Origin of the sequence: Spiroplasma endosymbiont of Lasioglossum malachurum, from assembly GCF_964020065.1 — a bacterium.
Taxonomy (GTDB): domain Bacteria; phylum Bacillota_I; class Bacilli_A; order Mycoplasmatales; family VBWQ01; genus Spiroplasma_E.
On sequence record NZ_OZ026534.1, the window covers coordinates 103,344 to 125,271 of the forward strand.

The window sequence follows — 21,928 nt, forward strand, 5'->3', positions numbered from 1 at the left end:
GGAGGATAGCAAAATGAAAATTAATGTTGTTAACAACGTTGGAACAAAAGTTAGCGAATTAACTTTAAACGAAAAAATTTGAGGAATTGAACCCCACAAGCAAGCGCAGTTTGATAGTTTATTAAGTTATAATGCTACAAAACGTCAAGGAACACACGCTGTTAAAAGTCGTGCTGAAGTTGCTGGCGGTGGTAGAAAACCATGAAAACAAAAAGGAACAGGGAATGCGCGTCAAGGCTCAATTCGTTCACCACAATGAAAAGGTGGGGGGATTGTTTTTGGACCAAATACTGATCGTAATTATTTAATTGGATTACCAAAAAAAGTAAGAAGATTGGCAATAAAATCAGCATTGGCTGCCAAATTCCAAAATAAAAACATAGTTGTAATTGATGAATTAAACTTTGAAAAACCTTCAACTAAAATTATGTTAGAAACTTTAAAAGTTTTAGAATTAGCAAACAATAAAACACTAATTGTTTCAGGAATAAGCAATAAAGAAACAGTTATTAAATCAGGTCGTAATTTACCTAGAACAACAACAATCGCTGCTAATAGTATTAATATTTACGATTTATTAAATGCTAAAAAAGTATTGTTTACTACTGAGGCAATTAAAATCGTTGAGGAGGCTTTAATTTAATATGCATTTAAGTGAAGTTATAGTAAAACCAGTATTAACTGAGAAAACTTATAAACAAATGGCTGAAGGTATCTATACATTTACTGTTAACCGTAAAGCTAATAAAAGTCACGTTAAAAAAGCCTTTGAACAGATTTTTGAAGTTAAAGTAGCAGACGTTAATATTATTAATAGTAAACCAAAAACTAAAACTGTTGGTAGATTTGTTGGAAAAACATCGGCAGTAAAAAAAGCTCTTATTAAATTAGCTCCTGGTGAACAATTAAGTTTGTTTAGTTCTGAAGAACAAAGCTAATGAGATTGGAAGGAGAAAAAAACAATGGCAATTAGAAAAATTAATCCCACTACTGCAGGAAGACGTAATATGACCGTTCTGGATTACAAACAGAACTTAACTATTGGTAATAGCCCTGAAAAATCTTTATTAGTAAATTTAGTTAAACAAGCTGGTAGAAATAATCAAGGTAAAATTACAGTAAAACATCAAGGTAATGGTCATAAGGTTAAATACCGTATTATTGATTTTAAACGTAACAAAGACAATGTAGTTGGAACAATTAAAACAATTGAATACGATCCAAATCGTAATGCTAACATTTGTCTTATTTCTTATCTTGATGGTGAAAAGCGTTATATCTTAGCACCAAAAGGAATCAAAGTAGGAGATAAGTTATTAAGTGGTGAAAACAGTGATACTGTTAAAATTGATATTACTGTTGGTAACTGTTTACCATTATCACAGATTCCACAAGGAACAGTTGTTCATAATGTTGAATTAAAACCAGGTAAAGGTGGACAAATGGCACGAAGTGCTGGTGGTAGTGTTCAAATTCTTGGTCGTGATGAAACAGCTAAGTATACATTATTAAAATTAACATCAGGTGAAGTTAGAAAAGTATTAAGTAATTGTCGAGCTACAATTGGTACAGTTGGAAATGATGATCATAACTTAGTAAACATTGGTAAAGCGGGAAGAAATCGTTGAAAAGGAATTAGACCTACTGTTCGTGGTAGTGTTATGAATCCAAATGATCACCCACATGGTGGAGGAGAAGGTAAAGCTCCAATCGGAAGAAAAGCTCCAGTAACACCATGAGGTAAAAAAGCATTAGGTTTAAAAACTCGTGATAGTAAAAAAGCATCAAATAAATTAATTGTACGAAGAAGAAATGCAATAAAGTAGGAGGAAAGTAATATATGTCAAGATCTTTAAAAAATGGACCCTTTGCTGATAGTCATTTATTAAACAAAGTGGAAACTCAAAATAAAAATAAATCAAAAAAAATTATTCAAACTTGATCTCGTCGTTCAACAATTTTCCCACAATTTGTTGGACATACATTCGGTGTACATAATGGAAAAACACATTTACCTGTATATGTAACAGAAGATATGGTTGGTCATAAATTAGGAGAATTCGCACCCACACGTAAGTTTGGTGGTCACGGTTCTGACAAGAAAAAGCGTTAGGAGATAGAAATTATGGAAGCAAAAGCTCATTTAGATAAATTACGCATTAGTCCAAGAAAAGTGCGTTTAGTAGCCGATTTAGTTCGTGATAATGCTGTTACCAAAGCTCTAGTAATTTTAGCTCATGAAAAAAAACGCGCAGCACAGCCAATTATAAAATTAATTAATTCAGCAGTTGCTAATGCTGCTAATAACTATGGAATGGAAGCCAACAAATTACGTATTAAGGAAATATTTGTAAATGAAGGTCCAACTATGAAAAGATTTATGCCCCGTGCTCATGGTAGAGCATATCAAATCTTAAAAAGAACAAGTAAAATCACTATCGTGGTTAGCGATAATTAGGAGGTAAATAAGTAATATGGGTCACAAAGTTAGTCCAAATGGATTAAGATATGGTATCAATAAAGATTGACAATCACGTTGATATACAACTAGTAACGAAGATTTAGCAAAATGAATTTTAGAAGACCACAAAATTAGAAAAGCACTATTTGCACATTTAAAAACTTCTGGTGTTTCTAAAATTGAAATTGAAAGAACTAAATCACAAATTACCTTATTTATCCACTGTGTTCGTGTTGGTTCAGTTTTAGGGCAAGGCGGTTCAAACATTGAAGTATTAACAACACTAGTTCGTAAAACAATTAAAAATCGTAAAATAGGTATTAGAATTAATGTTGTTGAAATTAAAAATCCTGATATTGATGCGCAAACAATTGCTAATACATTAGCACAACAAATAAGCAATCGTATGTCACATCGTACAACACAAAAATTAGCAATTCGTAAAGCACTTCGTGCTGGAGCAAAGGGAATTAAAACTCGTGTTTCAGGAAGACTTGGTGAAGCGGATATGGCACGTGTTGAAGGTTATTCAGAAAGTAGTGTTCCTTTAGCAACATTACGTAGTAATATTGATTATGCTACTGCTGAGGCAAAAACAACTTTTGGTCAAATTGGTATTAAAGTTTGAGTATATAAAGGTGAAATTTTATCAGGAACTGACTCAACTCAACCTGAAATTATTTCAAAATATAATCAAAGAAATAATAACAATCGCCGAAATAATTACTCACAACAACCACGTAAGGAGGTAAAGTAAGATGGCTATACCTAAGAGATATAAACACTCTTGCGTCCACCGTTTAAGTTATGAAGGAACTGCAAAAGGTTGTAAAACAGTTGCTTTTGGAACTTACGGACTTCGTGCTGAAGAAGGTTCTTACATTACTGAAAGACAAATTGAAGCAGCCAGAGTAGCAATGACACGTTACATGAAACGTGGTGGAAAAGTTTGAATTAGAATCTTTCCACATTTACCAATTACTAGAAAACCAGCGGAAGTACGTATGGGATCAGGAAAAGGTTCAATTGATCATTGAGTTTCAGTAGTAAAAGCAAAAACAGTTATGTTTGAAGTATCATATCCTAATGAAGCAACAGCACGTGAAGCATTGCGTCTTGCAATGCACAAGTTGCCAATCAAATGTAAAATTGTTACTAGAGAAATAAAACCAACAGAAGAAGTAAAGGTTGCTAAAAATTTAACAACAGAATTGGGTGAAGCAAATGGAAATGCAAGTAATTAAAAATAAATCAACTTTAGAATTACAACAACATGAAGAAACTCTTCGTGCGCAATTGTTTGCTTTACGAATTCAAAGTTCGTTAGGTAAACTAGAAACTCCGCATATGATAAATAATCTTCGTAAGGATATTGCTCGTATTAAAACTGAATTAACTATCAGAATTAATAATGGTGAAAAAATCAAACCATTACATATTAATAAAATGGTATTACCAGAAGAAAATAAAGAAAGCAAAAAAACTAAAAAAGTTGCTAAAGTTGATGATAAAAAAGATATTAAAGTTAAAACAATAACTAAATCAGAAGTTATTAAAGAATCAGATAAAATTGCTAAAAAAGAAGTTACTGAAAAAACAACTAAAGCAAAATCATCAAACAAAGAAGTTAAAAAAGTTACTACTACTAAAGTAGAAAAACCATCTAAAAAACCTACAGTTAAGAAAACTGTGACACCAGCTAAGGAGGACAAAGAATAATGACAAATATTATTCCAAGCAAACAACGTAAAACTTTTGTTGGAATTGTAAGTTCTGACAAAAATGATAAAACAATTACTGTTGTTGTTGAAACTTCAAAACGACATCCAATGTACCATAAAAGTTTTAAGTCAACTAAAAAGTATCATGCCCATGATGAAACTAACCAAGCTAAAATTGGTGACAAGGTTGAAATCATTTCAACTCGTCCACTTTCAGCTCTAAAACGCTTCCGTTTGTTAAAGATTATTGAATTTAAAACAAATAAAAAAGCTTAATTAACCAGGAGGATAAGAAAGATGTTACAAAATCTATCGTGAGCCAATGTGGCTGACAACACTGGTATTAAAGAAGTTATGGTTATTAGAGTTTTGGGTGGTAGTACTAAAAAATTTGCTAAAATCGGTGATATTGTTGTTTGTTCAGCAAAATCAGTAACACCTAATAGTGCAATGAAAAAAGGACAAGTTGTTAAAGCAGTTGTCGTACGTAGTAAATTTGGTGTAAAACGTAATGATGGTTCTTGTGTAAAATTTGATGATAATGCAGTAGTAATTATTAAAGAAGATAAAACGCCACGTGGTACTAGAGTATTTGGTGTCTTGGCTCGTGAAGTTAAAGAGCGTGGTTATAATAAAATTGCTTCTTTAGCAGAAGAAATTGTTTAGGAGGATGAAATAAATGGCAAGCAAAAAGAAACCAGTTATTAGTCTTAATACTAAATTAAAAAGAGGCGACCAAATTAAAATCATTGCAGGAAAGCATAAAGGTCATACCGGACCAATTATCCAAGTACTTCGTGAAAAAAATCGTGTTATTATTGAAGGTATTACTGCTAAGAAAAATAAAAAACCTACCCAAAATGATCAAGAAGGTGGAATTGTGGAAGTAAAAACTAGTGTTCACATTTCTAATGTAATGATCTTTGATGGTAAAAAAGATAAAAAAGTAACAAAAATTGGGTACAAAATTGATAAAGATGGCAAAAAAATTCGTATTGCACGAAGATCTGAAACAGAATTACGATAATAAAGGAGTAACAGCATAAAAATGAATCGTTTACAAGAAAAATATAATAAAACTATTATTCCCCAATTGCAAAAAGAATTAAATTTTACATCAATAATGCAAGTACCCAAAATTGAAAAAGTTGTTATTAATATTGGCGTTGGAGATGCAAGTAGTAATCCAAAAGCCATTGATAAATCAGTATCTGAATTATCAAAAATTACTGGTCAAAAACCAATTATCACTAAAGCAAAAAAGTCAATTGCCGGCTTTAAATTAAGAGCAGGAATGCCAATTGGTTGTAAAGTTACATTACGTGGCGAAAAAATGTATGATTTCCTTGATAAATTTATCTCAATTTCTTTACCAAGAATTCGTGATTTTCAAGGTTTATCAGTTAAAGCATTTGATCAAAATGGTAATTACACTGTTGGTATTAAAGAACAAATTATTTTCCCTGAAATTAATTATGAAGAAGTAGATAAAGTTCGTGGTATGGAAATCTCAATTATTACCACAACATCAAATAATGCAACAGCATTATTGTTATTAAAAAAAATAGGATTACCGTTTAAAAAACAAGGAAAGCAGGTGGCATAAGATGGCAAAAACTTCATTAAAAGTAAGACAAGCCCGTAAATCAAAGTTTAGTACGCAAGCATATACACGCTGTCAAAAGTGTGGCCGTCCTCATGCGGTTATTCGTAAATTTATGTTATGCCGTATTTGTTTTCGCGGTTTAGTATACCAAGGACAAATTCCTGGTATTAGAAAAGCATCATGATAGGAGGTATATAATTATGATGACAGATCCAATAAGTAATATTTTAACAGTTATTCGTAATGCTATTAGCGCTGCGGATAGCAGTAAACATCGAGTAGTTAGTGTACCTTCTTCAAAACAACTAGTTAAGATAGCTGATATCTTGCAAAAAAATGGTTATATTGAAAAATATCGTGTTACTAAAGAAAATCCTAGCAAACCTAAATTAGAACTTTTATTAGTTCATACTGGTAAAAGTCCAATTCTTGGTTTAAAAAGAATATCTAAACCAGGATTAAGAATGTATGCAAAATGTGAAGACTTACCAAGTGTGTTAAATGGTTATGGAATTGCAATCATTTCTACATCAAAAGGTATTATGACAAATAAACAAGCAAAAAAACTTGGTCTTGGTGGCGAAGTTCTTGCTTATGTATGATAAGGAGGAAACTATATGTCACGTATTGGTAACCGTATCCTTACCATTCCAGTAAATACTTCAATAACGCTAGATGCAAGTAACTTGTTAACTGTTACAGGAGCAAAAGGTTCTTTAAAAAAACTATTACCAAATGTTATTAAAATTAACGTTGATAAAGAGAAAAAAACAATTACTACAACAAGACCTGATGATAACAAAAAAAATAAACAACTTCACGGAACAACTAATTCATTAATTAATGGAATGTTAGTTGGTGTATCAACAGGTTTCATGAAAGAATTAGAAATAAATGGTGTTGGATATCGTGCTGCTGTTCAAGCTAATATCTTAAATTTAACATTAGGATATTCTCATCCTATTAAGTTTGAAATTCCGCAAGGAATTACCATTGTTGCTCCTAAACCAACAGTATTACAAATTAGTGGTATTGATAAACAATTAATTGGAGAAGTTGCAGCCAAAATTCGTAAATTCCGTAAACCAGAACCATATAAAGGTAAAGGAATTAAATATAAAAATGAACACATTCGTCGTAAGGAAGGAAAAGCTGCTGGTAAAGGTAAATAATCTTATACTGGCACTTAAGGAGAATAGAAAATGATTAATAAACAACAAGCTCGTAAAGTTCGTCATTATCGTATTCGTAGTAAAATTATGGGTACTAGTGAAAGACCACGCTTAAATATCTTTAAATCTAATAATAGTTTTTATGCTCAAATTATTGACGATACTGCTTCAAATACAATTATTGGTGTATCAACATTAACATTTAAAGATTTAGCATCAAAAAGCAATATAGATGTTGCTACTAAACTTGGAGAAACAATTGCTAATTTAGCTATTAAGAAAAAAATTAAAAAAGTGGTTTTTGATCGTGGTGGATATTTATATCATGGTAAAGTGAAAGCATTCGCAGAAGCGGCGCGTAGTGCTGGATTAGAATTCTAAAAAAGGAGAATTAAAAGTATGAGTTTAGAAAATAAAAAAACAATTATTGATGATAAAGAAAATACTGAAGTTCAAAAATCAGTAGCAAAACCTTCTGTTAAAGCAGAAGTAAAAAATCCTGCTAGTAATGAAAATAAAATTAGACATACTAATTCATCACAACCAAGAAATAGCCACGATAAAAAAGAAAATAAAGTTCGTGAACCACGTAAAAATTTTGAACGTAAACCAAAAACTCCAAGTGAATTTATTGAAAAAGTGATTTGAATCAGAAAAATTAACAAAGTAACAACTGGGGGAAGAAGATTGCGTTTCTCTGCTGCTGTTGCTATTGGTAATGGTAAAGGAGTAGTTGGTTTTGGTATATCTAAAGCCAATGAAGTTCCTGATGCAATTAAAAAGGCAATTGAAGCTGCTCACAAAAATTTAACAACAATTACGATAACTAAAAACAATAATTCTATTGTTCATGAAGTTAAAGGTAAATATTGTGGAAGTGAAATTTTATTAAAACCAGCTAAAGAAGGAATCGGAATTAAAGCTGGTGGATCTGCTCGTGATATTTTAGAATTAGCTGGTATTCATAATATTTATTCAAAAGCATTTAGATCTAGAAATAAAATTAATTTAGCTAGAGCAACAATTGCAGGTCTTGGCAATGTTAAACCAGCAGAATATTTTATAAAAAATAAAAATCTTACTACTAAGCGTAGTAATGGTTAGAGGTGGATTATGGAAACAACATTACATAACTTAAAACCAACACCAGGTTCTCGTAAAGACATTAAACGTTTAGGTAGAGGAACTTCATCTGGAAAAGGTAAAACGGCTGGTAAAGGGACAAAAGGACAAAATGCCCGTACCGGTGGTGGAACAAGACCCGGATTTGAAGGAGGACAAACACCACTGTACCGTCGTATTTCAAAACGAGGGTTTACTAACTTTACTACAACCAATTATAGTATTATTAACTTAGAACAAATTGATTTAATTAAAGAGCATGAAATAACACCTGAACTTTTATTTCAATTAAAATTGATTAGAAGTAAAAAAGATGGTATTAAAGTTCTTGGTAAAGGTAAATTAACAACACCAAAAACAATTAAAGCTCATAAATTTTCAAAATCAGCAATTACTGCTATTGAACAAGCCGGAGGAAAAGCGCAGGTGATCTAAGTGTTCACAACAACCCGTGAATTAATAAAAAAGTATAAAGAAGTTATAATTAGAATTTTATTTACCATTTTTATTTTATTTATCTTTCGTGTTGGAGCATTTATTACAGTTCCAGGAGTAACTTTGAATGAAGATTTAAGTAGCAGTAATAGTAGTGGTATTGAATTCTTTAATTTAATTTCAATGTTAGGTGGTGGTGCTATTAGCAGATTTTCTGTTTTTGCACTTGGAGTCTCACCTTACATTACTGCATCAATTATTGTGCAGTTATTATCAACTGATGTTGTTCCTACTTTAACAAGATGGGCTAAATCAGGCGAAAAAGGTAAGAAAAAATTAGAGTTAATGAATCGAGTATTAACTGTTCCCTTTGCTATTATGCAAGGTTTTGCCACTATCTTTGGCTTACAATCTCAACATATTATTAGTGTTGATTGAAGTTCGGGATCGGGAGCAGCTGGACCAGAAGTTTTCTATTATGTATTAATTCCAGCTATTTTACTAGCAGGGACAATGTTATCATTATGAATGGCTGATCAGATTACTAATCGTGGTATTGGTAATGGAATTTCACTAATTATTTTTGGTGGAATTGCTGCTAATTTACCATTTAACTTAGCTTCAACTTTTAAGTATTGAGTAGGACCAGATACTAATAACGGTGTTATTTTTCAAGGGGCTTTAAAATTTGCTCTTTATTTTGCAGCCTTCCTACTGATTATTCTTGTTGTTGTATTCTTTAGTGAATCAGAGCGACACTTACCAATTCAACAAACTGGTAGTGGTTTAACTTTAAAGGGTGATAAAAGTTCTTATTTACCTTTAAAAGTTAACTCAGCCGGAGTAATTCCTGTTATTTTTTCTTCGGCACTAATTACTGCTCCAATGACAGTGGCACAAATTGTTGATCAAAATAGTGGTTTTGCTAATTTTGCTAGAAATTATTTATCTTTACAGTCGTGGCCGGGAATTAGTATTTTTGCTATAATGACGATTATGTTTACTTTCTTATATGCACAAGTGCAAATTAATCCAGAACAAATGGCTAAGAATTTTCAAAAATCAGGAACTTATATTCCTGGCGTTCAGCCAGGGAAGGAAACAGAAATTTATATTAAAAGAATGTTAAATCGTTTAAGTACGATTGGTTCCTTTTTTTTAACTGCTGTTGCAGTAACTCCATTTTTGATTTCTAAATTTACTAATCTACCTTCTTCATTAGCAGTTGGTGGAACTGGATTAATAATTATGGTTGGAGTAGCATTAGATACAACAAAACAAATTAAGGGACGAATTACTCAACATTCATTCTTAAATTATAAGGACAACAAAGATGTTAAAGAACACTTATGGTCTTAGGGGGTAACGATGAATTTAATTATTTTAGGTCCACCAGGATCAGGGAAAGGGACACAGTCACAGTTTCTGAAAGAACAATATAATTTAATGCATTTATCAACTGGTGATTTGTTTCGTGATGAAATCACAAAACAATCACCAGTAGGTAAAAAAGCTCAAACTTATGTTAATAAGGGTCAATATGTTCCTGATGAGATTACAAATGAGATTATTAGTAATACTTTAAAAAATATTAAACATAATTTTATTCTTGATGGTTATCCAAGAACAATCTCACAAGTAGCATCATTAGACAAAATATTAACAAGTTTGAATGAAACGCTTTCAATGGTATTGTATCTAGATATTAATGAAGAAACAGTTATTAAACGTTTGTCTTCAAGAGTTACTTGTCCTCAATGTAAAGCAATTTATAATCTTAATTTCCTACCACCAAAGATTACTGGTATTTGTGATAATGATGGGGTAAAATTAATTAAGCGAATTGATGATAGTGATGAAAAGACAATTATCAATCGTTTAAAAACTTACAAAGTAGCAACGGTACCATTGGTAGATTCTTATCAAGAACGTGGACTGTTAAGAACAGTGGATGCCAACCAAGATAATAGTGATATTAAAAAACAAATTAAATCATATTTATCATCATTAAAAGGAAATAAAAATAATGGTTAGCATTAAAAGTCAAAGTGAAATTCAAAATATCAAAGCCGCTAGTCAAGTTGTAGCACTTATTCATAAAGAGTTAGCAAAGATAATAAAAGTTGGGATAACGGGTAAAATACTTGATAAAGTGGCAGCACAAATTATTAAAGAAAATAATGCTGTACCTTCTTTTTTAAATTATCATGGGTTTCCTGCCACAATTTGTGTTTCAGTTAATGAACAATTAATTCATGGCATTCCTAATGATAAACCTTTTAAAATGAATGATATTGTGAAAATTGATGCTGGTGCTGCTGTTAATGGTTATCATGCAGATGCTGCCTTTACAATGTGTGTTGGTGGGAAACCAACACCAGAACAAGCAAAACTTATTAATGTGACTAAAGAATCATTAAATAAAGCAATAGCAATTATTGCACCAGGAGTTAGAATTGGTGATATTAGTAACGCCATTCAAACTTATGTAGAAAGCGAAGGCTTTTATTTACCAACATCATATACTGGGCATGGTATTGGTAAAAAACTCCACGAAGACCCAGCTATTCCTAATGTTGGTAAGCCCAACACTGGAATAAAATTGCAGTCAGGAATGACAATTTGTATTGAACCAATGGTTCAAACAACAACTGATAAAATTCTGGTTTTAAGTGATAAGTGAACAGTAGTTGCTGCTGATAAACAGCAGACTGCTCACTTTGAACACACTATCCTAGTAACTAATGATGGATGTGAAGTACTAACAATACTTAATGAAAATCAAAAAAATAATGAGGAATGTAATTAATGGCTAAACCAAAACAAGTAGTTAAACCCAAAGTTCAAAAAGTAAAAAAAACTAATGATAGTACTATTGAATGTGAAGGTATAGTAATAGAAGTCTTACCTAATGCTAGATTTAAAGTAAAGTTGAATGAATATGACTTTACTCCTATTGTAAGACCATCTGGTCGTATGCAAACACATAAAATTAAAATTATCAAAGGTGATCATGTAAAAGTTGAATTATCAACTTATAATTTAACTGAAGGACGAATTACTTTTCGTAACAGAATGGCTACTACACATTTACCGATAAATAAAGATGATGAAAACAAAGAAAACTAATAGTTTAACAGGAGGAAAATGATGAAAGTACAAGCATCAGTTAAAAAAATTTGTGACAAATGTCAACCAATCAAACGTAAAAAACGTAATGTAATCATTTGTGAAAATCCTAAACATAAGCAACGTCAAGGATAGAAATATTAAGGAGGAAAAATAAATATGACATCAAATACTAATAATGCAAGTCGAAGAATTGCGCAAGTAAATATTCCTGGAAATCAACATACAGTAATTGGTTTAACAAGAATTTATGGAATTGGTCGCAGCAAATCTTCAGAAATATTAAAAGAACTAAAAATTGAAGAAACTAAAAAAATTAATGAATTAACAGAAAAAGAATTAAGTTCAATTAGTCAATTAATTGAAAAGAAATATAAAACTGAAGGTGAACTAAGACGTGAAGTGTCTTTAAACATTAAGAGATTAATGGAAATTGGATGTTATCGTGGTATTCGTCATCGTAAAGGATTACCAGCCAGAGGACAATCAACAAAAACTAATGCAAGAACTTGCAAGGGACCACGTAAAACGGTTGCTAACAAGAAAAAAGCAAGTTAATTAGGAGGAAAAAAATAATGAATATAAAAACAACAGTAAAGAAAAAAATTAAAGTTAATCCTAATTTTATTAAAGCAAAAGCATTTATTAAAGCAAGTTTTAATAATACTATTGTTACTATTACTGATCTTAATGGTAATGTTATTGCTTGATCAAGTGCTGGAGCAGTAGGTTTCAAAGGAACTCGTAAATCAACTCCTCACTCAGCACAGTTAGCAGCTGAAGCTGCAGGTAAAACTGCTATGGAACACGGAGTTAAAATTTTAAGTGTTTTTGTTAATGGAACAGGACCAGGAAGAGAACCATCAATTCGTAGTTTACAAGCAGTAGGTTTTGAAATCAAAGATTTAAATGATGTGACACCAATCCCTCATAATGGTTGTCGTCCACCAAAAAAACCAAGAAAATAAAGTAGGTGAAAATAAAACATGGAACAACAATTTTTAAAACCAAAATTTAGTTTAAACAGTGAAAATAGTGCTATTAATTACAGTGAATTTATTGTGAGTCAATTAGAACGTGGTTATGGAACAACTTTAGCTAATGCCTTAAGAAGAACATTATTATCTTCAGTACCAGGTATTTCTGTATATGCAATTAGAATAAGTGGTGTATCTCATGAATTTACTGCAGTTAAAGGTGTAATTGAAAATGTTTCTGAAATAATTTTAAATGTTAAGGACTTAGTTTTAGCTTTTGATGGTGATATTCAAAAGGACGAAAAAATTGCTAATTTAAAAATTAGTATTACTGGTGAACAAGATATTACTGCCGGAGATATTATTTGTCCAACTGATGTTAGAGTAGTTAATCCAGAATTAATTATTGCTCGAACAACTTCAAGAAATGTTCTTTTTGAAATGGAATTAATGGTAAAGAAATCTCGTGGTTATTCTTCATTTGAGGAAAATAAAAAAGAAATTGCTAATAGTTCAGGCATTATTGCTATTGATTCAAACTTTTCACCTGTTGAAAAAGTTGATTATAAAATTGAACCTGTAACTAAAACATTAAAGGGTATTGAATATGAAAAATTAATTCTTCGTGTACAAACTAATGGTTCAGTTAAAGCAGCATCAGCTATTGCAATGGCAGCTAAAATTTTAATGAGTCATATTGAGTTTTTTGTTAATTTAGATGATAATGTTAAAAACTTTGAAGTTATTTCAATTACTAATGAGCAAGAAAATAATGATTTAAACAAAGCCTTAGAAGAATTGAATTTAACTGTTCGTTCATACAATTGTTTAAAACGTGATGGTTATAAAACTTTGGGTGATATTGTAACTAAAAGTTTAGATGAAATTAAACAAATTAAACATTTAGGTTCAAAATCAATTAAAGAAATTGAAGATTGTGTATCAAAACATAATTTAGAGTTTTCTATTAAAAACTAAGAAGGAGGATAAGAAAAAATGTCATATATTAACGATATCGGAAGAAATAATGCTAAAGTAGATGCTGAAATCCGTAATTTAGCAAGTGAATTAATTGTTCATGGAAAATTAGTTTTGTTAGAAAAAAGAGCAAAAAGATTACAAACATTTATTGAACCTTTAGTAACGTTAGCTAAACGTGGTGATTTGCATTCAAGAAGAATGGCAATTGCTAAATTGCGTAAAATTACAACTAAAGAGCATCCAAAGGATGGTGTTATTCCAACATTATTTGATAATATTGCTGAAAGATATAAAGACCGTAAAGGTGGATATACAAAGTTAATTAAAGTAGATAATAGAACTGGTGATAATGCACCAATGGTATTAATTACTTTTGTTTAATTAAAAATATTAAAGCAAGAAAATTTTGGAAAGAGTAAAGCATTTTTATGTTTTCTCTTTTTTATATGTTGACAATTTTAAATAAAATTGTATTTTTTAATACAATTATTGATAAATATTTTTTTATGGTATTTTTATTATTTCAATGTTATATTACATATATAAGTTTTATTTTATAAAAATTTATAGATTATTACTCCTTATTTTTGTAAGGAGTTTTTAGTTTTTTTAATTAAAAATAAAACTTATATATTTGATCGGGATAGTATTTGGATTATTTGTATATAAAACAATAATTATCAAAAAAATATCAGTCAATAATTAAAATTATTTTTGTAAAGAAATTTACTAGATATAGTAATTTTTAAATATTTATCTCAAATAAAGGAGAAAAAATATGAAAAAAATGGTTGTTGCTAATGCACAAGGTATTGTTGAAGAAAATCTTACTAAGGAACAAAGAGTACTTAATCATTCTAAATTTACTCCAACAGGAATTTTTGTAGTTAAAGGATCAAAAATAACAATAAAATTATTAGAAAATGATGAATCTTTACTTAGCATTTTTATTGGACAATGAGGAAGTTATAAAAATTTAAATGATGGTCAAAGTTTAAAACCAAAAGAGTATGTTATTAATGAAGAAAATCAAACTATTATTTCTGAAATAGAAGGTATGTTATATCTGTATAATAAAAGTGAAAGTACTGATTACGAAGTATTAATTACTGCTGAATCAGAAGTAGAAGATCCAACATTTGTTGTTGTATCAACAACAAATGAAGAATTTCGCTGAATTATACTTGTAAGTGCAAGTAAATAAAATTGCAAAAAATTCTCATATAAAAATTTCATAATGCTAAATTTAGTTTAGAAAAAAGTAAGGAGTTTTATATGAGTTATAAACATCTTGGCATAGATGAAAGGATTTATATTGAGAATCAATTGAAATTTAAATTTAAAATTAGTGAAATAGCTAAAAATCTTAATCGAAGTATTAGTACTATTATTCGAGAAATTAATAGAAATAAAGATAATAATCATTATTTTTCATTAATTGCACAAAATAAAGCTGAAAATCGAAAACAATCACATATTAGTTTTCATAAGTTTAAAAATAAGAATTTAGTAAAATATGTACAACAAAAATTACTATTAGGTTGATCACCTGAACAAATTTATGGCAGAATTAAAAATTTTCATAAACAATGAGTTATTAGTTTTAAAACAATTTATACTTGAATTTATTTTGGAATGCTTGATAAAGTTACTAGTAAAAATTTAAGAAGAAAAGGTAAAAAACGAAAATCTAAAGAAAATCGTGGCAAGTTTAATGGTAAATCAATTAAAGAACGAGATATAAATGTTAATGATCGTATAACACTTGGTCATTGAGAAGGAGATACTATATCATCAAGAGGTAAAAGCAAATCATGTTTAATAACTTTAGTTGAAAGAGTATCACGATTTACTTTAGCAATATTAGTTAAAAACAGAACTACTAAAGTTATTAATAAAAATGTCAGTTATTATTTATCAATTCTTCCTAAAAACATTGTTAAAACTATTACTTTTGATCGTGGCAAAGAATTTTCAAATTGACAACAACTTGAAAAAAATTTAAATGTAAAAATTTATTTTGCCAATCCATATTCATCTTGACAAAGAGGTACTAATGAAAATACTAATGGTTTAATTAGAGAAAAATTTCCTAAAAAATTTATTTTTTCAAAAACTAATAAAAATGAAGTTCATAAATTTATATTGTCTTTAAATCAAAGATCGAGAAAAATATTAAATTATCTTTCACCAATCAAATATTTGGATAGAAAAATAATTTAGTTGCACTTACCTTTACAATTTAGCATAAACTAAATTTTATTAGAAAATGAACAATAATTTAACTTCAATTTTGAACAGATATTGTTCATTTTTTTCTTTTTTTATAATTTTTATAAATTATAAATTGATATATATATAAAATTACTGTTATAATTTTACTAGCATAATATTTAAAATGGAGTTAGAAGTAATATGAGTAAATCTAAAATTTCATTAAGTTTAAAAAATGTTGAATTTCGTTATAAACCAGAATACAATAACGCTGTTGATAATGTTAGTTTTGATATTAATCATGGTGAATATATTACTATAATTGGTCATAATGGTAGTGGTAAGTCAACACTTTCAAAAATTATTATTGGTGTTTTACACAAACAAAAAGGTACAATTCAATTATTTGGTGAAACAATTACTAATAAAAACATTAAACAATTACGTCGTCACTTAGGTATTGTTTTTCAAAATCCTGATAACCAATTTATAGGTTCAACTGTTCGTGATGATATTGCTTTTGGCTTGGAAAATCATTTAGTTGAGCCCAGTGATATGCCAGCAATTATTGACAGAGTTTCTAGGGCAGTGGGTATGGAAAAATATTTAGATCATGAACCACTATGATTATCTGGTGGTCAAAAACAACGTGTAGCTATTGCTTCAGTTTTAGCTTTAGAACCTGATATTATTATTTTTGATGAGGCAACTAGTATGCTTGATCCAAAAGGTAAACGAGAAGTTAAAGAAATTATGTTAAAATTACAAGAACAACGCAATAAAACTATTATTTCTATTACTCATGATATGGATGAAATTATTAATGCCGATAAAATTATTGTTATGAATAAAGGTAAATTAGTTCGTTATGGAACTCCATCTGAAATATTAAAAGAATGAGAGTTTTTACAAAGTATTCATTTAGATATTCCTTTTGTTTTAAAAGTATCGTTAGGTTTAAAAAATAAGGGAATTAATATTAATGAAACATTAAGTGAAGAGGAGCTGATTTCTAGCTTATGTCAATTAAATTCAAAGAAGTAAGTTATACTTATTCTCCAAAAACCTCTTATCAATATCAAGCATTAAAAGATATTACTATTGAAATTGTTGAACAAAAAATAGTTGCTATTATTGGTGAAACTGGCAGTGGTAAATCAACTATGATTCAACATATTAATGGTTTATTAGTTCCAATGGCAGGTTCAGTTGCTATTAATGATTTTATTATTAAGGCTAATCAAAAAAAAATTCGTGATATTAAAAAAATACGTAAACAAATTGGCTTAGTTTTTCAATTTCCCGAATATCAGTTATTTGAAGAAACTATTGAACGAGATATTATGTTTGGACCAGTTAATTTTGGTGAGAAAAAAGATAAAGCACGAGAGTTAGCAAAAAAATATATTAATTTGATTGGATTAGACGAAACATACTTATCAAGAAGTCCATTTGATTTGTCTGGTGGTCAAAAACGAAGAGTTGCTATTGCTGGTATTTTGGCATTACAAGGTCATACTTTAATTTTAGATGAACCAACAGCAGGACTTGATCCCGATGGTGAAAAAGAATTAATTAATTTATTTTATGATTTAAATCATAAAGAAAATAAAACTATTATTTTAGTAACTCATAATATGAATCATGTACTAATGGTTGCTGATGAAGTTATTGTATTACATAATACACAGATTTATAAAAAAGCAGATCCAATTACTATTTTTAGAGATAAAAAATTAATTACCGAAACCGGAATTGAGCCACCAAAAATTTATAGTTTTTTATATAAATTAGAAGCAGCAGGATTTGATACATCAAAAATTACTGCTAGAAGTGATTCAGAATTAATTGACCAGTTGTCAAAAATATTATCCAAAAAAAATAGCAATAAAAAGTAAGGAGTAATAAATAATGAAAGTTAGTTTTGGTCGTTATTTACCTTTAAATTCAATCATTCATCGTGTAGATCCAAGAATTAAATTACTAGTTTTAATTTGTTTAATTGCTTCACTTTTTTTTCATACTGGTTTTGAAGGTTACGCTCTTATTGGTTTTACTGTCATAACAATTTTCTTTTGTGCAAAATTACCTTTTATGATGTTATTAAAATTAATGCGCCCCATTTTATTTATGGCATTTATTTTATTTATAATTAACTGTTTTTTAACTGATGGCCCTAATGTTGGAATGATTTGACGTTGGCATGGTATTAAAGTATCGTATAAAGCTATATTTGTTAGTATTTATATTGCTCTTAGAATTTATTTAATGATTTTAATTACAACAATTTTAACAACCACAACTCAACCATTAGATTTAACATTAGCATTAGAAGATTTAATGTTACCACTAAAATTAATTAAATTTCCAGTACATATTATTTCAATGATTATTTCTATTGCTCTTCGTTCAATTCCTACATTATTAGATGAAGCGGGCAGAATTTTAAAAGCGCAAGCATCACGTGGTGTAGATTTAAAGAATGGTCATTTTAAAGAAAAAGTTAAATCGTTAGTATCATTAATTATTCCCTTATTAGTTTCTTCATTTCAAAAAGCAGAAGATTTAGCATACGCTATGGATTCAAGGGGTTATGATCCGCAAGGTAAAAGAACACGTTTTCGTCAATACCATATTGATTTTAAAGATATATTTTTCTTTATTATTGGTGTAGGATTGTTAGCATTTCTTATATCTTATACTTATCATCCAGAAATATTTTGAAGAATTCCATTTATTGATGATTATTATTCACAATAATATATAAAAAAATAATTAAATTTTTATTTATATATTTAGAAAATATTTGTAATTATATTTTTCTTAAGTATAATAATTTTATAAACTTAATATAGTTTTTAACCCGTTGTCTTATTTTAAAGTATATGGGTTTTTTATTTTTTTAAAAGAGGAGAAATTAAGTATGTCTAGAGAATGAAAATTTGAAAGAAGAGATTTTGAAGAAAATCAGAAACGTATTGAAAAAGAAATCCAAGAAAGAATAAAACAAAATGAAGAAGAAAGAAAATTAGAAAAGGCAAAAAATTTACAAGAAGAATGTAAAAGAGCTGAAGAAGAAAAATTAAAAAAAGAAAATAAACTTATTAAAAAAATTAAAAAAAGTAAAAAACACAAAAATAAAAGACATAAAAATAGAAAAGAAGTAAGCATTTTAAAAGAAAAAAGAGTAATGTTTAGTAATCTGTGTAACTTACAAAAATAACTATGTTTAATTAATTCTAGTAAATATAATTAAATGACTAGAAAGAGTGAGTTACAGATGGCTAAAAAAGATAACTTTAATAATAATGATCCAATATCAAAAGCAGTAGATTTATTATTAGAAAATACTGAAGATTTAACAACAGTTTTTAAAGAAGAGGGTTTATATAAAGAATTAACAAAACGTTTAGTTGAAAAAATGTTGAATTCTGAGATGCAAAATTATTTAGGATATGAAAAAAATCAACATAGTAATAGTGACAATGCTCGTAATGGTATAAGTTCAAAAAAATTAATAACTCAACAAGGTAAAATTGAGATTGATGTACCACGAGATCGTAATAGTAATTTTACTCCTGTAATAGTGCCAAAAAGACAGAGAAGATTTGATGGTTTTGATCAACAAGTTCTTTCCTTATATGCAAAAGGTATGACATTATCAGATATTAGAATGCAGTTACAAGAGTTATATCATGGTGCTGATATTAGTGAAAGTGTTATTAGTCAAATTACTGATGATGTGATTGATGATGTCAAAGCATGACAAAATAGACCATTAGAAGGCATTTATCCCATTGTTTATTTTGATTGTATAGTAGTTAAAGTACGACAAGATAAACGCATTATTAACAAATCAGTTTATATAGCTTTAGGTGTTGATTTAGAAGGTAAAAAAGATGTTTTAGGTTTATGAATTAGTGAAAATGAAGGCGCTAAATTTTGATTAGCAAATTTCACAGAAATGAAAAATCGTGGCTTAAATGATATTCTTATTGCTTGTAGTGACAACTTAACAGGCATGTCAGAAGCAATACAATCAGTTTATCCTAAAACTGAACATCAATTATGTATAGTTCATCAAATCAGAAATAGTTTAAAATATGTTTCATACAAACATCGAAAATCACTAGTTACAGATTTAAAGCCAATTTATAATGCATGTAGTGAAGAACAAGCAATGCAAGCTTTAGAATCATTTGAAAGTAAATGAAATAAATACTATCCTCAAATTGTTAAATCTTGATATAAAAATTGAGATAATTTAATGATTTTTATTAGTTATCCTCCAGAAATCAAAAGAGTGATTTATACTACAAATTCTATTGAATCTGTTAATAGTCAATTACGAAAAGTCATCAGAAATAAAAAAGTTTTTCCAAATGATATGGCAGTTTTCAAAATATTTTATTTAGCAATTGAAAATATAACAAAAAAATGAACAATGCCCATTCAAAATTGAAATACAGCAATTGCTCATTTTATGATAAAATTTGAAGACAGAATTAATCTGAACTAGTACTTTGCAAAACAAAGAAACACAGATTACTAAAAAGCCTCGAAAAAAGAAAATTAATATTTTTATAAGTTTTATTTATTTAACTAAGAATACTAGTAATATTTCTTATTTTAGAATAATTATTTATTTTTGTTTGATTTCAAAGAAATACCATTATTATTTGTGATAATTTTTCAATCGTGTTGATTTGTTATGATATAAAATATGTTAATTTTACAAGAGTTTTCTCTTTATTTTCATTTTTATTAAATAAAATATTTTCAATAGGAACACTATTACAAAGTTATTACTATGACTAGTGTTTTAATCAGTAAACTTCCTAATTTCTAAATATAATATGGCTTAAAAGTGTATTAGGATATACACACATAGAAAAGGTATTAAGAGTATTTAAATCAATTATTATGATTAATTATTAATTTTAAATTGTTTTCTAATTGTTAATAGTAACATTGTTTTTTATTATTACTGTTATATACGAAAATTAGATGATTATTTTTGTAGTTTTATGAAAAAAAATATTAAAAAATCATAAATTTATTGTATAATATTTAACGGTTTTACTTATAGAAACTAATATGGCGACTGTGGCGTAGCGGTCTAGCGCATCAGTTTGTGGAACTGACATTCGCGGGTTCGAATCCCGTCAGTCGCCCCATTTAATAAAATTATGTTTTTTTACTACTCCTTTTTGGAGTTTTTTCTTTTTTAAATAAATATTATTATAAATTTATTTTCGCTTTTTATTTACTAAATAAATAATGGTATAATTATTATGTTTTATGATTTGCAGAAAGTTGAGGTTTAAATGTATATGTACCTTAAAGAAGGGCAAATACTTTCAATTCATGCATATAAGCATAATGGCGATTTATATCGTAGTTGAAATAATTCAATTGTTTTAGAAGATACTGAAAAATATTTAGTTTTAGTAAATGAGAATGTAACAATTACTGAAATTAATGGTCGTAAATGAACAACCGTTGATCCAGCAATTTGGTTATTTTTTAAAAATGATTGATACAATATTATTTGTATGATTCGTAATGATGGTGTTCATTATTATTGTAATATTGCCAGTCCTTTTATTTTAGATTCGCAAACAGTTAAATACATTGATTATGATTTAGATGTTAAAGTATTTCCTAATCGTTCTTATAAACTGTTAGATTTGAAAGAATTTAAAACTAATCGTCGAATATGAAAGTATCCAATACCTTTACAAAATATATTATGACAAAATATAAATAAATTAAAAAAAGGAATTAAGAAAAATGAAATTAATTTATTTAATGATGATGTAATTTTAAATTATTGAAAAAGTTATGAAGACCAAAGTTTACAAAAATAGTAAGAACATATGTTCTTACTATTTTTGATATTAAAACTTTTTATAACTAAATTAAATTTTTTTATAAAATAGGTAATGTTTTTGCATAATTATGTTCTCTCATAATACTGTTTATATTACTTTTTTTACTTTTATCTTCAATACTATTATTTATATTTTGAATATCTATATCATTAAATTGTATTTTCTTTTTGTAATTATGATAATTAATAGCATATGTTTTTAATTTTTTTATTTCGC

Annotated in this window: 35 protein-coding genes and 1 tRNA gene; all 36 read left to right on the forward strand. The window is 28.3% G+C overall.

The genetic code is table 4. The features are described 5' to 3' along the window. Nucleotides 1–13: 13 nt before the first annotated feature. The 36 genes from rplD (at nt 14) to AACK95_RS00685 (ending at nt 21,688) form a co-directional block, all read left to right on the forward strand. The gene (rplD, locus tag AACK95_RS00510) at nt 14–643 is read left to right on the forward strand and encodes a 50S ribosomal protein L4 (RefSeq protein ID WP_422397151.1); all 630 of its coding nucleotides are present in this window, start codon (nt 14–16) and stop codon (nt 641–643) included. 1 nt (nt 644) lies between these two features. After that, nucleotides 645–938 (forward strand): 50S ribosomal protein L23, encoded by a 294-nt coding sequence (gene rplW, locus AACK95_RS00515; RefSeq protein WP_252319250.1) that lies wholly within the window; start codon nt 645–647, stop codon nt 936–938. 24 nt (nt 939–962) lie between these two features. Then, nucleotides 963–1,826, forward strand: a complete 864-nt coding sequence (gene rplB / locus AACK95_RS00520; protein ID WP_338980349.1) for a 50S ribosomal protein L2 — start codon at nt 963–965, stop codon at nt 1,824–1,826. A 14-nt stretch (nt 1,827–1,840) separates the two neighbouring features. Further along, nucleotides 1,841–2,113 (forward strand): 30S ribosomal protein S19, encoded by a 273-nt coding sequence (rpsS, locus tag AACK95_RS00525; RefSeq protein ID WP_338980350.1) that lies wholly within the window; start codon nt 1,841–1,843, stop codon nt 2,111–2,113. A gap of 12 nt (nt 2,114–2,125) precedes the next feature. Continuing rightward, nucleotides 2,126–2,458 carry a 50S ribosomal protein L22 gene (rplV, locus tag AACK95_RS00530; protein WP_338980351.1) on the forward strand — a complete coding sequence of 111 codons (333 nt, stop codon included), beginning with the start codon at nt 2,126–2,128 and terminating at the stop codon, nt 2,456–2,458. A 16-nt stretch (nt 2,459–2,474) separates the two neighbouring features. Next, complete coding sequence (gene rpsC / locus AACK95_RS00535; RefSeq protein WP_338958185.1) at nt 2,475–3,218, forward strand: 30S ribosomal protein S3; 744 nt, start codon at nt 2,475–2,477, stop codon at nt 3,216–3,218. A 1-nt stretch (nt 3,219) separates the two neighbouring features. Then, nucleotides 3,220–3,705, forward strand: a complete 486-nt coding sequence (rplP, locus tag AACK95_RS00540) for a 50S ribosomal protein L16 (protein WP_281748520.1) — start codon at nt 3,220–3,222, stop codon at nt 3,703–3,705. Next, the gene (gene rpmC / locus AACK95_RS00545; RefSeq protein ID WP_338958179.1) at nt 3,686–4,180 is read left to right on the forward strand and encodes a 50S ribosomal protein L29; all 495 of its coding nucleotides are present in this window, start codon (nt 3,686–3,688) and stop codon (nt 4,178–4,180) included. Before rplP ends, rpmC begins: the two co-directional genes overlap by 20 nt. Next, the gene (gene rpsQ, locus AACK95_RS00550) at nt 4,180–4,458 is read left to right on the forward strand and encodes a 30S ribosomal protein S17 (RefSeq protein WP_338980352.1); all 279 of its coding nucleotides are present in this window, start codon (nt 4,180–4,182) and stop codon (nt 4,456–4,458) included. The genes rpmC and rpsQ overlap by 1 nt, the downstream gene beginning before the upstream one ends. 21 nt (nt 4,459–4,479) lie before the next feature. Continuing rightward, nucleotides 4,480–4,848: a 50S ribosomal protein L14 gene (gene rplN / locus AACK95_RS00555; protein ID WP_174480924.1), complete on the forward strand. Its 369-nt coding sequence runs from the start codon at nt 4,480–4,482 to the stop codon at nt 4,846–4,848. 13 nt (nt 4,849–4,861) lie between these two features. Beyond that, a complete protein-coding gene (rplX, locus tag AACK95_RS00560) occupies nt 4,862–5,209 on the forward strand; it encodes a 50S ribosomal protein L24 (protein ID WP_338980353.1) in 348 nt (115 codons plus the stop codon). A 21-nt stretch (nt 5,210–5,230) separates the two neighbouring features. Continuing rightward, entirely contained in the window at nt 5,231–5,788 is a 558-nt protein-coding gene (gene rplE / locus AACK95_RS00565; protein WP_174480922.1) for a 50S ribosomal protein L5, read from the forward strand. 1 nt (nt 5,789) lies between these two features. Beyond that, entirely contained in the window at nt 5,790–5,975 is a 186-nt protein-coding gene (locus AACK95_RS00570; RefSeq protein ID WP_174480921.1) for a type Z 30S ribosomal protein S14, read from the forward strand. 13 nt (nt 5,976–5,988) lie between these two features. After that, the gene (gene rpsH / locus AACK95_RS00575) at nt 5,989–6,393 is read left to right on the forward strand and encodes a 30S ribosomal protein S8 (RefSeq protein ID WP_174480920.1); all 405 of its coding nucleotides are present in this window, start codon (nt 5,989–5,991) and stop codon (nt 6,391–6,393) included. 12 nt (nt 6,394–6,405) lie between these two features. Further along, a complete protein-coding gene (gene rplF / locus AACK95_RS00580) occupies nt 6,406–6,960 on the forward strand; it encodes a 50S ribosomal protein L6 (RefSeq protein ID WP_338980354.1) in 555 nt (184 codons plus the stop codon). Between the two features lie 30 nt (nt 6,961–6,990). Next, on the forward strand, nt 6,991–7,341 hold the full coding sequence (gene rplR / locus AACK95_RS00585) for a 50S ribosomal protein L18 (protein ID WP_338980355.1): 351 nt from the start codon (nt 6,991–6,993) through the stop codon (nt 7,339–7,341). An 18-nt stretch (nt 7,342–7,359) separates the two neighbouring features. After that, entirely contained in the window at nt 7,360–8,064 is a 705-nt protein-coding gene (gene rpsE, locus AACK95_RS00590; protein ID WP_338980356.1) for a 30S ribosomal protein S5, read from the forward strand. 9 nt (nt 8,065–8,073) lie between these two features. Then, entirely contained in the window at nt 8,074–8,517 is a 444-nt protein-coding gene (gene rplO, locus AACK95_RS00595) for a 50S ribosomal protein L15 (RefSeq protein WP_174480916.1), read from the forward strand. Further along, nucleotides 8,518–9,876: a preprotein translocase subunit SecY gene (gene secY, locus AACK95_RS00600; protein ID WP_338958165.1), complete on the forward strand. Its 1,359-nt coding sequence runs from the start codon at nt 8,518–8,520 to the stop codon at nt 9,874–9,876. Between the two features lie 9 nt (nt 9,877–9,885). Further along, nucleotides 9,886–10,551, forward strand: a complete 666-nt coding sequence (locus AACK95_RS00605; protein ID WP_338980357.1) for an adenylate kinase — start codon at nt 9,886–9,888, stop codon at nt 10,549–10,551. Next, complete coding sequence (gene map, locus AACK95_RS00610; protein WP_338958159.1) at nt 10,544–11,326, forward strand: type I methionyl aminopeptidase; 783 nt, start codon at nt 10,544–10,546, stop codon at nt 11,324–11,326. The genes AACK95_RS00605 and map overlap by 8 nt, the downstream gene beginning before the upstream one ends. Next, the gene (gene infA, locus AACK95_RS07095) at nt 11,326–11,646 is read left to right on the forward strand and encodes a translation initiation factor IF-1 (RefSeq protein WP_348774424.1); all 321 of its coding nucleotides are present in this window, start codon (nt 11,326–11,328) and stop codon (nt 11,644–11,646) included. The genes map and infA overlap by 1 nt, the downstream gene beginning before the upstream one ends. Nucleotides 11,647–11,667: 21 nt before the next feature. Then, the gene (rpmJ, locus tag AACK95_RS00620; protein ID WP_174480911.1) at nt 11,668–11,781 is read left to right on the forward strand and encodes a 50S ribosomal protein L36; all 114 of its coding nucleotides are present in this window, start codon (nt 11,668–11,670) and stop codon (nt 11,779–11,781) included. A 24-nt stretch (nt 11,782–11,805) separates the two neighbouring features. Then, nucleotides 11,806–12,204, forward strand: coding sequence for a 30S ribosomal protein S13 (gene rpsM, locus AACK95_RS00625; RefSeq protein ID WP_174480910.1), 399 nt, complete (start codon nt 11,806–11,808; stop codon nt 12,202–12,204). A gap of 17 nt (nt 12,205–12,221) precedes the next feature. After that, complete coding sequence (gene rpsK / locus AACK95_RS00630; protein ID WP_252319229.1) at nt 12,222–12,614, forward strand: 30S ribosomal protein S11; 393 nt, start codon at nt 12,222–12,224, stop codon at nt 12,612–12,614. A gap of 18 nt (nt 12,615–12,632) precedes the next feature. Next, nucleotides 12,633–13,601 carry a DNA-directed RNA polymerase subunit alpha gene (locus AACK95_RS00635; RefSeq protein ID WP_338958153.1) on the forward strand — a complete coding sequence of 323 codons (969 nt, stop codon included), beginning with the start codon at nt 12,633–12,635 and terminating at the stop codon, nt 13,599–13,601. 18 nt (nt 13,602–13,619) lie between these two features. Then, nucleotides 13,620–13,985, forward strand: coding sequence for a 50S ribosomal protein L17 (rplQ, locus tag AACK95_RS00640; RefSeq protein WP_338980358.1), 366 nt, complete (start codon nt 13,620–13,622; stop codon nt 13,983–13,985). Nucleotides 13,986–14,382: 397 nt separating this feature from the next. Next, nucleotides 14,383–14,808 (forward strand): M60 family peptidase N-terminal accessory domain-containing protein, encoded by a 426-nt coding sequence (locus tag AACK95_RS00645; RefSeq protein ID WP_338980359.1) that lies wholly within the window; start codon nt 14,383–14,385, stop codon nt 14,806–14,808. A gap of 71 nt (nt 14,809–14,879) precedes the next feature. Further along, on the forward strand, nt 14,880–15,827 hold the full coding sequence (locus AACK95_RS00650) for an IS30 family transposase (RefSeq protein WP_338980360.1): 948 nt from the start codon (nt 14,880–14,882) through the stop codon (nt 15,825–15,827). 192 nt (nt 15,828–16,019) lie between these two features. Beyond that, a complete protein-coding gene (locus tag AACK95_RS00655; protein WP_252320168.1) occupies nt 16,020–16,862 on the forward strand; it encodes an energy-coupling factor transporter ATPase in 843 nt (280 codons plus the stop codon). After that, nucleotides 16,838–17,716, forward strand: coding sequence for an energy-coupling factor transporter ATPase (locus tag AACK95_RS00660; protein WP_338980361.1), 879 nt, complete (start codon nt 16,838–16,840; stop codon nt 17,714–17,716). The genes AACK95_RS00655 and AACK95_RS00660 overlap by 25 nt, the downstream gene beginning before the upstream one ends. A 13-nt stretch (nt 17,717–17,729) precedes the next feature. After that, complete coding sequence (locus AACK95_RS00665; RefSeq protein ID WP_281748540.1) at nt 17,730–18,578, forward strand: energy-coupling factor transporter transmembrane component T family protein; 849 nt, start codon at nt 17,730–17,732, stop codon at nt 18,576–18,578. 163 nt (nt 18,579–18,741) lie between these two features. Further along, complete coding sequence (locus tag AACK95_RS00670) at nt 18,742–19,041, forward strand: hypothetical protein (protein WP_338980362.1); 300 nt, start codon at nt 18,742–18,744, stop codon at nt 19,039–19,041. Nucleotides 19,042–19,098: 57 nt separating this feature from the next. Beyond that, nucleotides 19,099–20,337: an IS256 family transposase gene (locus tag AACK95_RS00675; RefSeq protein WP_338980936.1), complete on the forward strand. Its 1,239-nt coding sequence runs from the start codon at nt 19,099–19,101 to the stop codon at nt 20,335–20,337. 581 nt (nt 20,338–20,918) lie between these two features. Beyond that, nucleotides 20,919–20,995: transfer RNA gene (locus AACK95_RS00680), tRNA-His, on the forward strand. A gap of 156 nt (nt 20,996–21,151) precedes the next feature. Continuing rightward, entirely contained in the window at nt 21,152–21,688 is a 537-nt protein-coding gene (locus tag AACK95_RS00685) for a DUF402 domain-containing protein (protein ID WP_338980363.1), read from the forward strand. Nucleotides 21,689–21,928 lie beyond the last annotated feature (240 nt).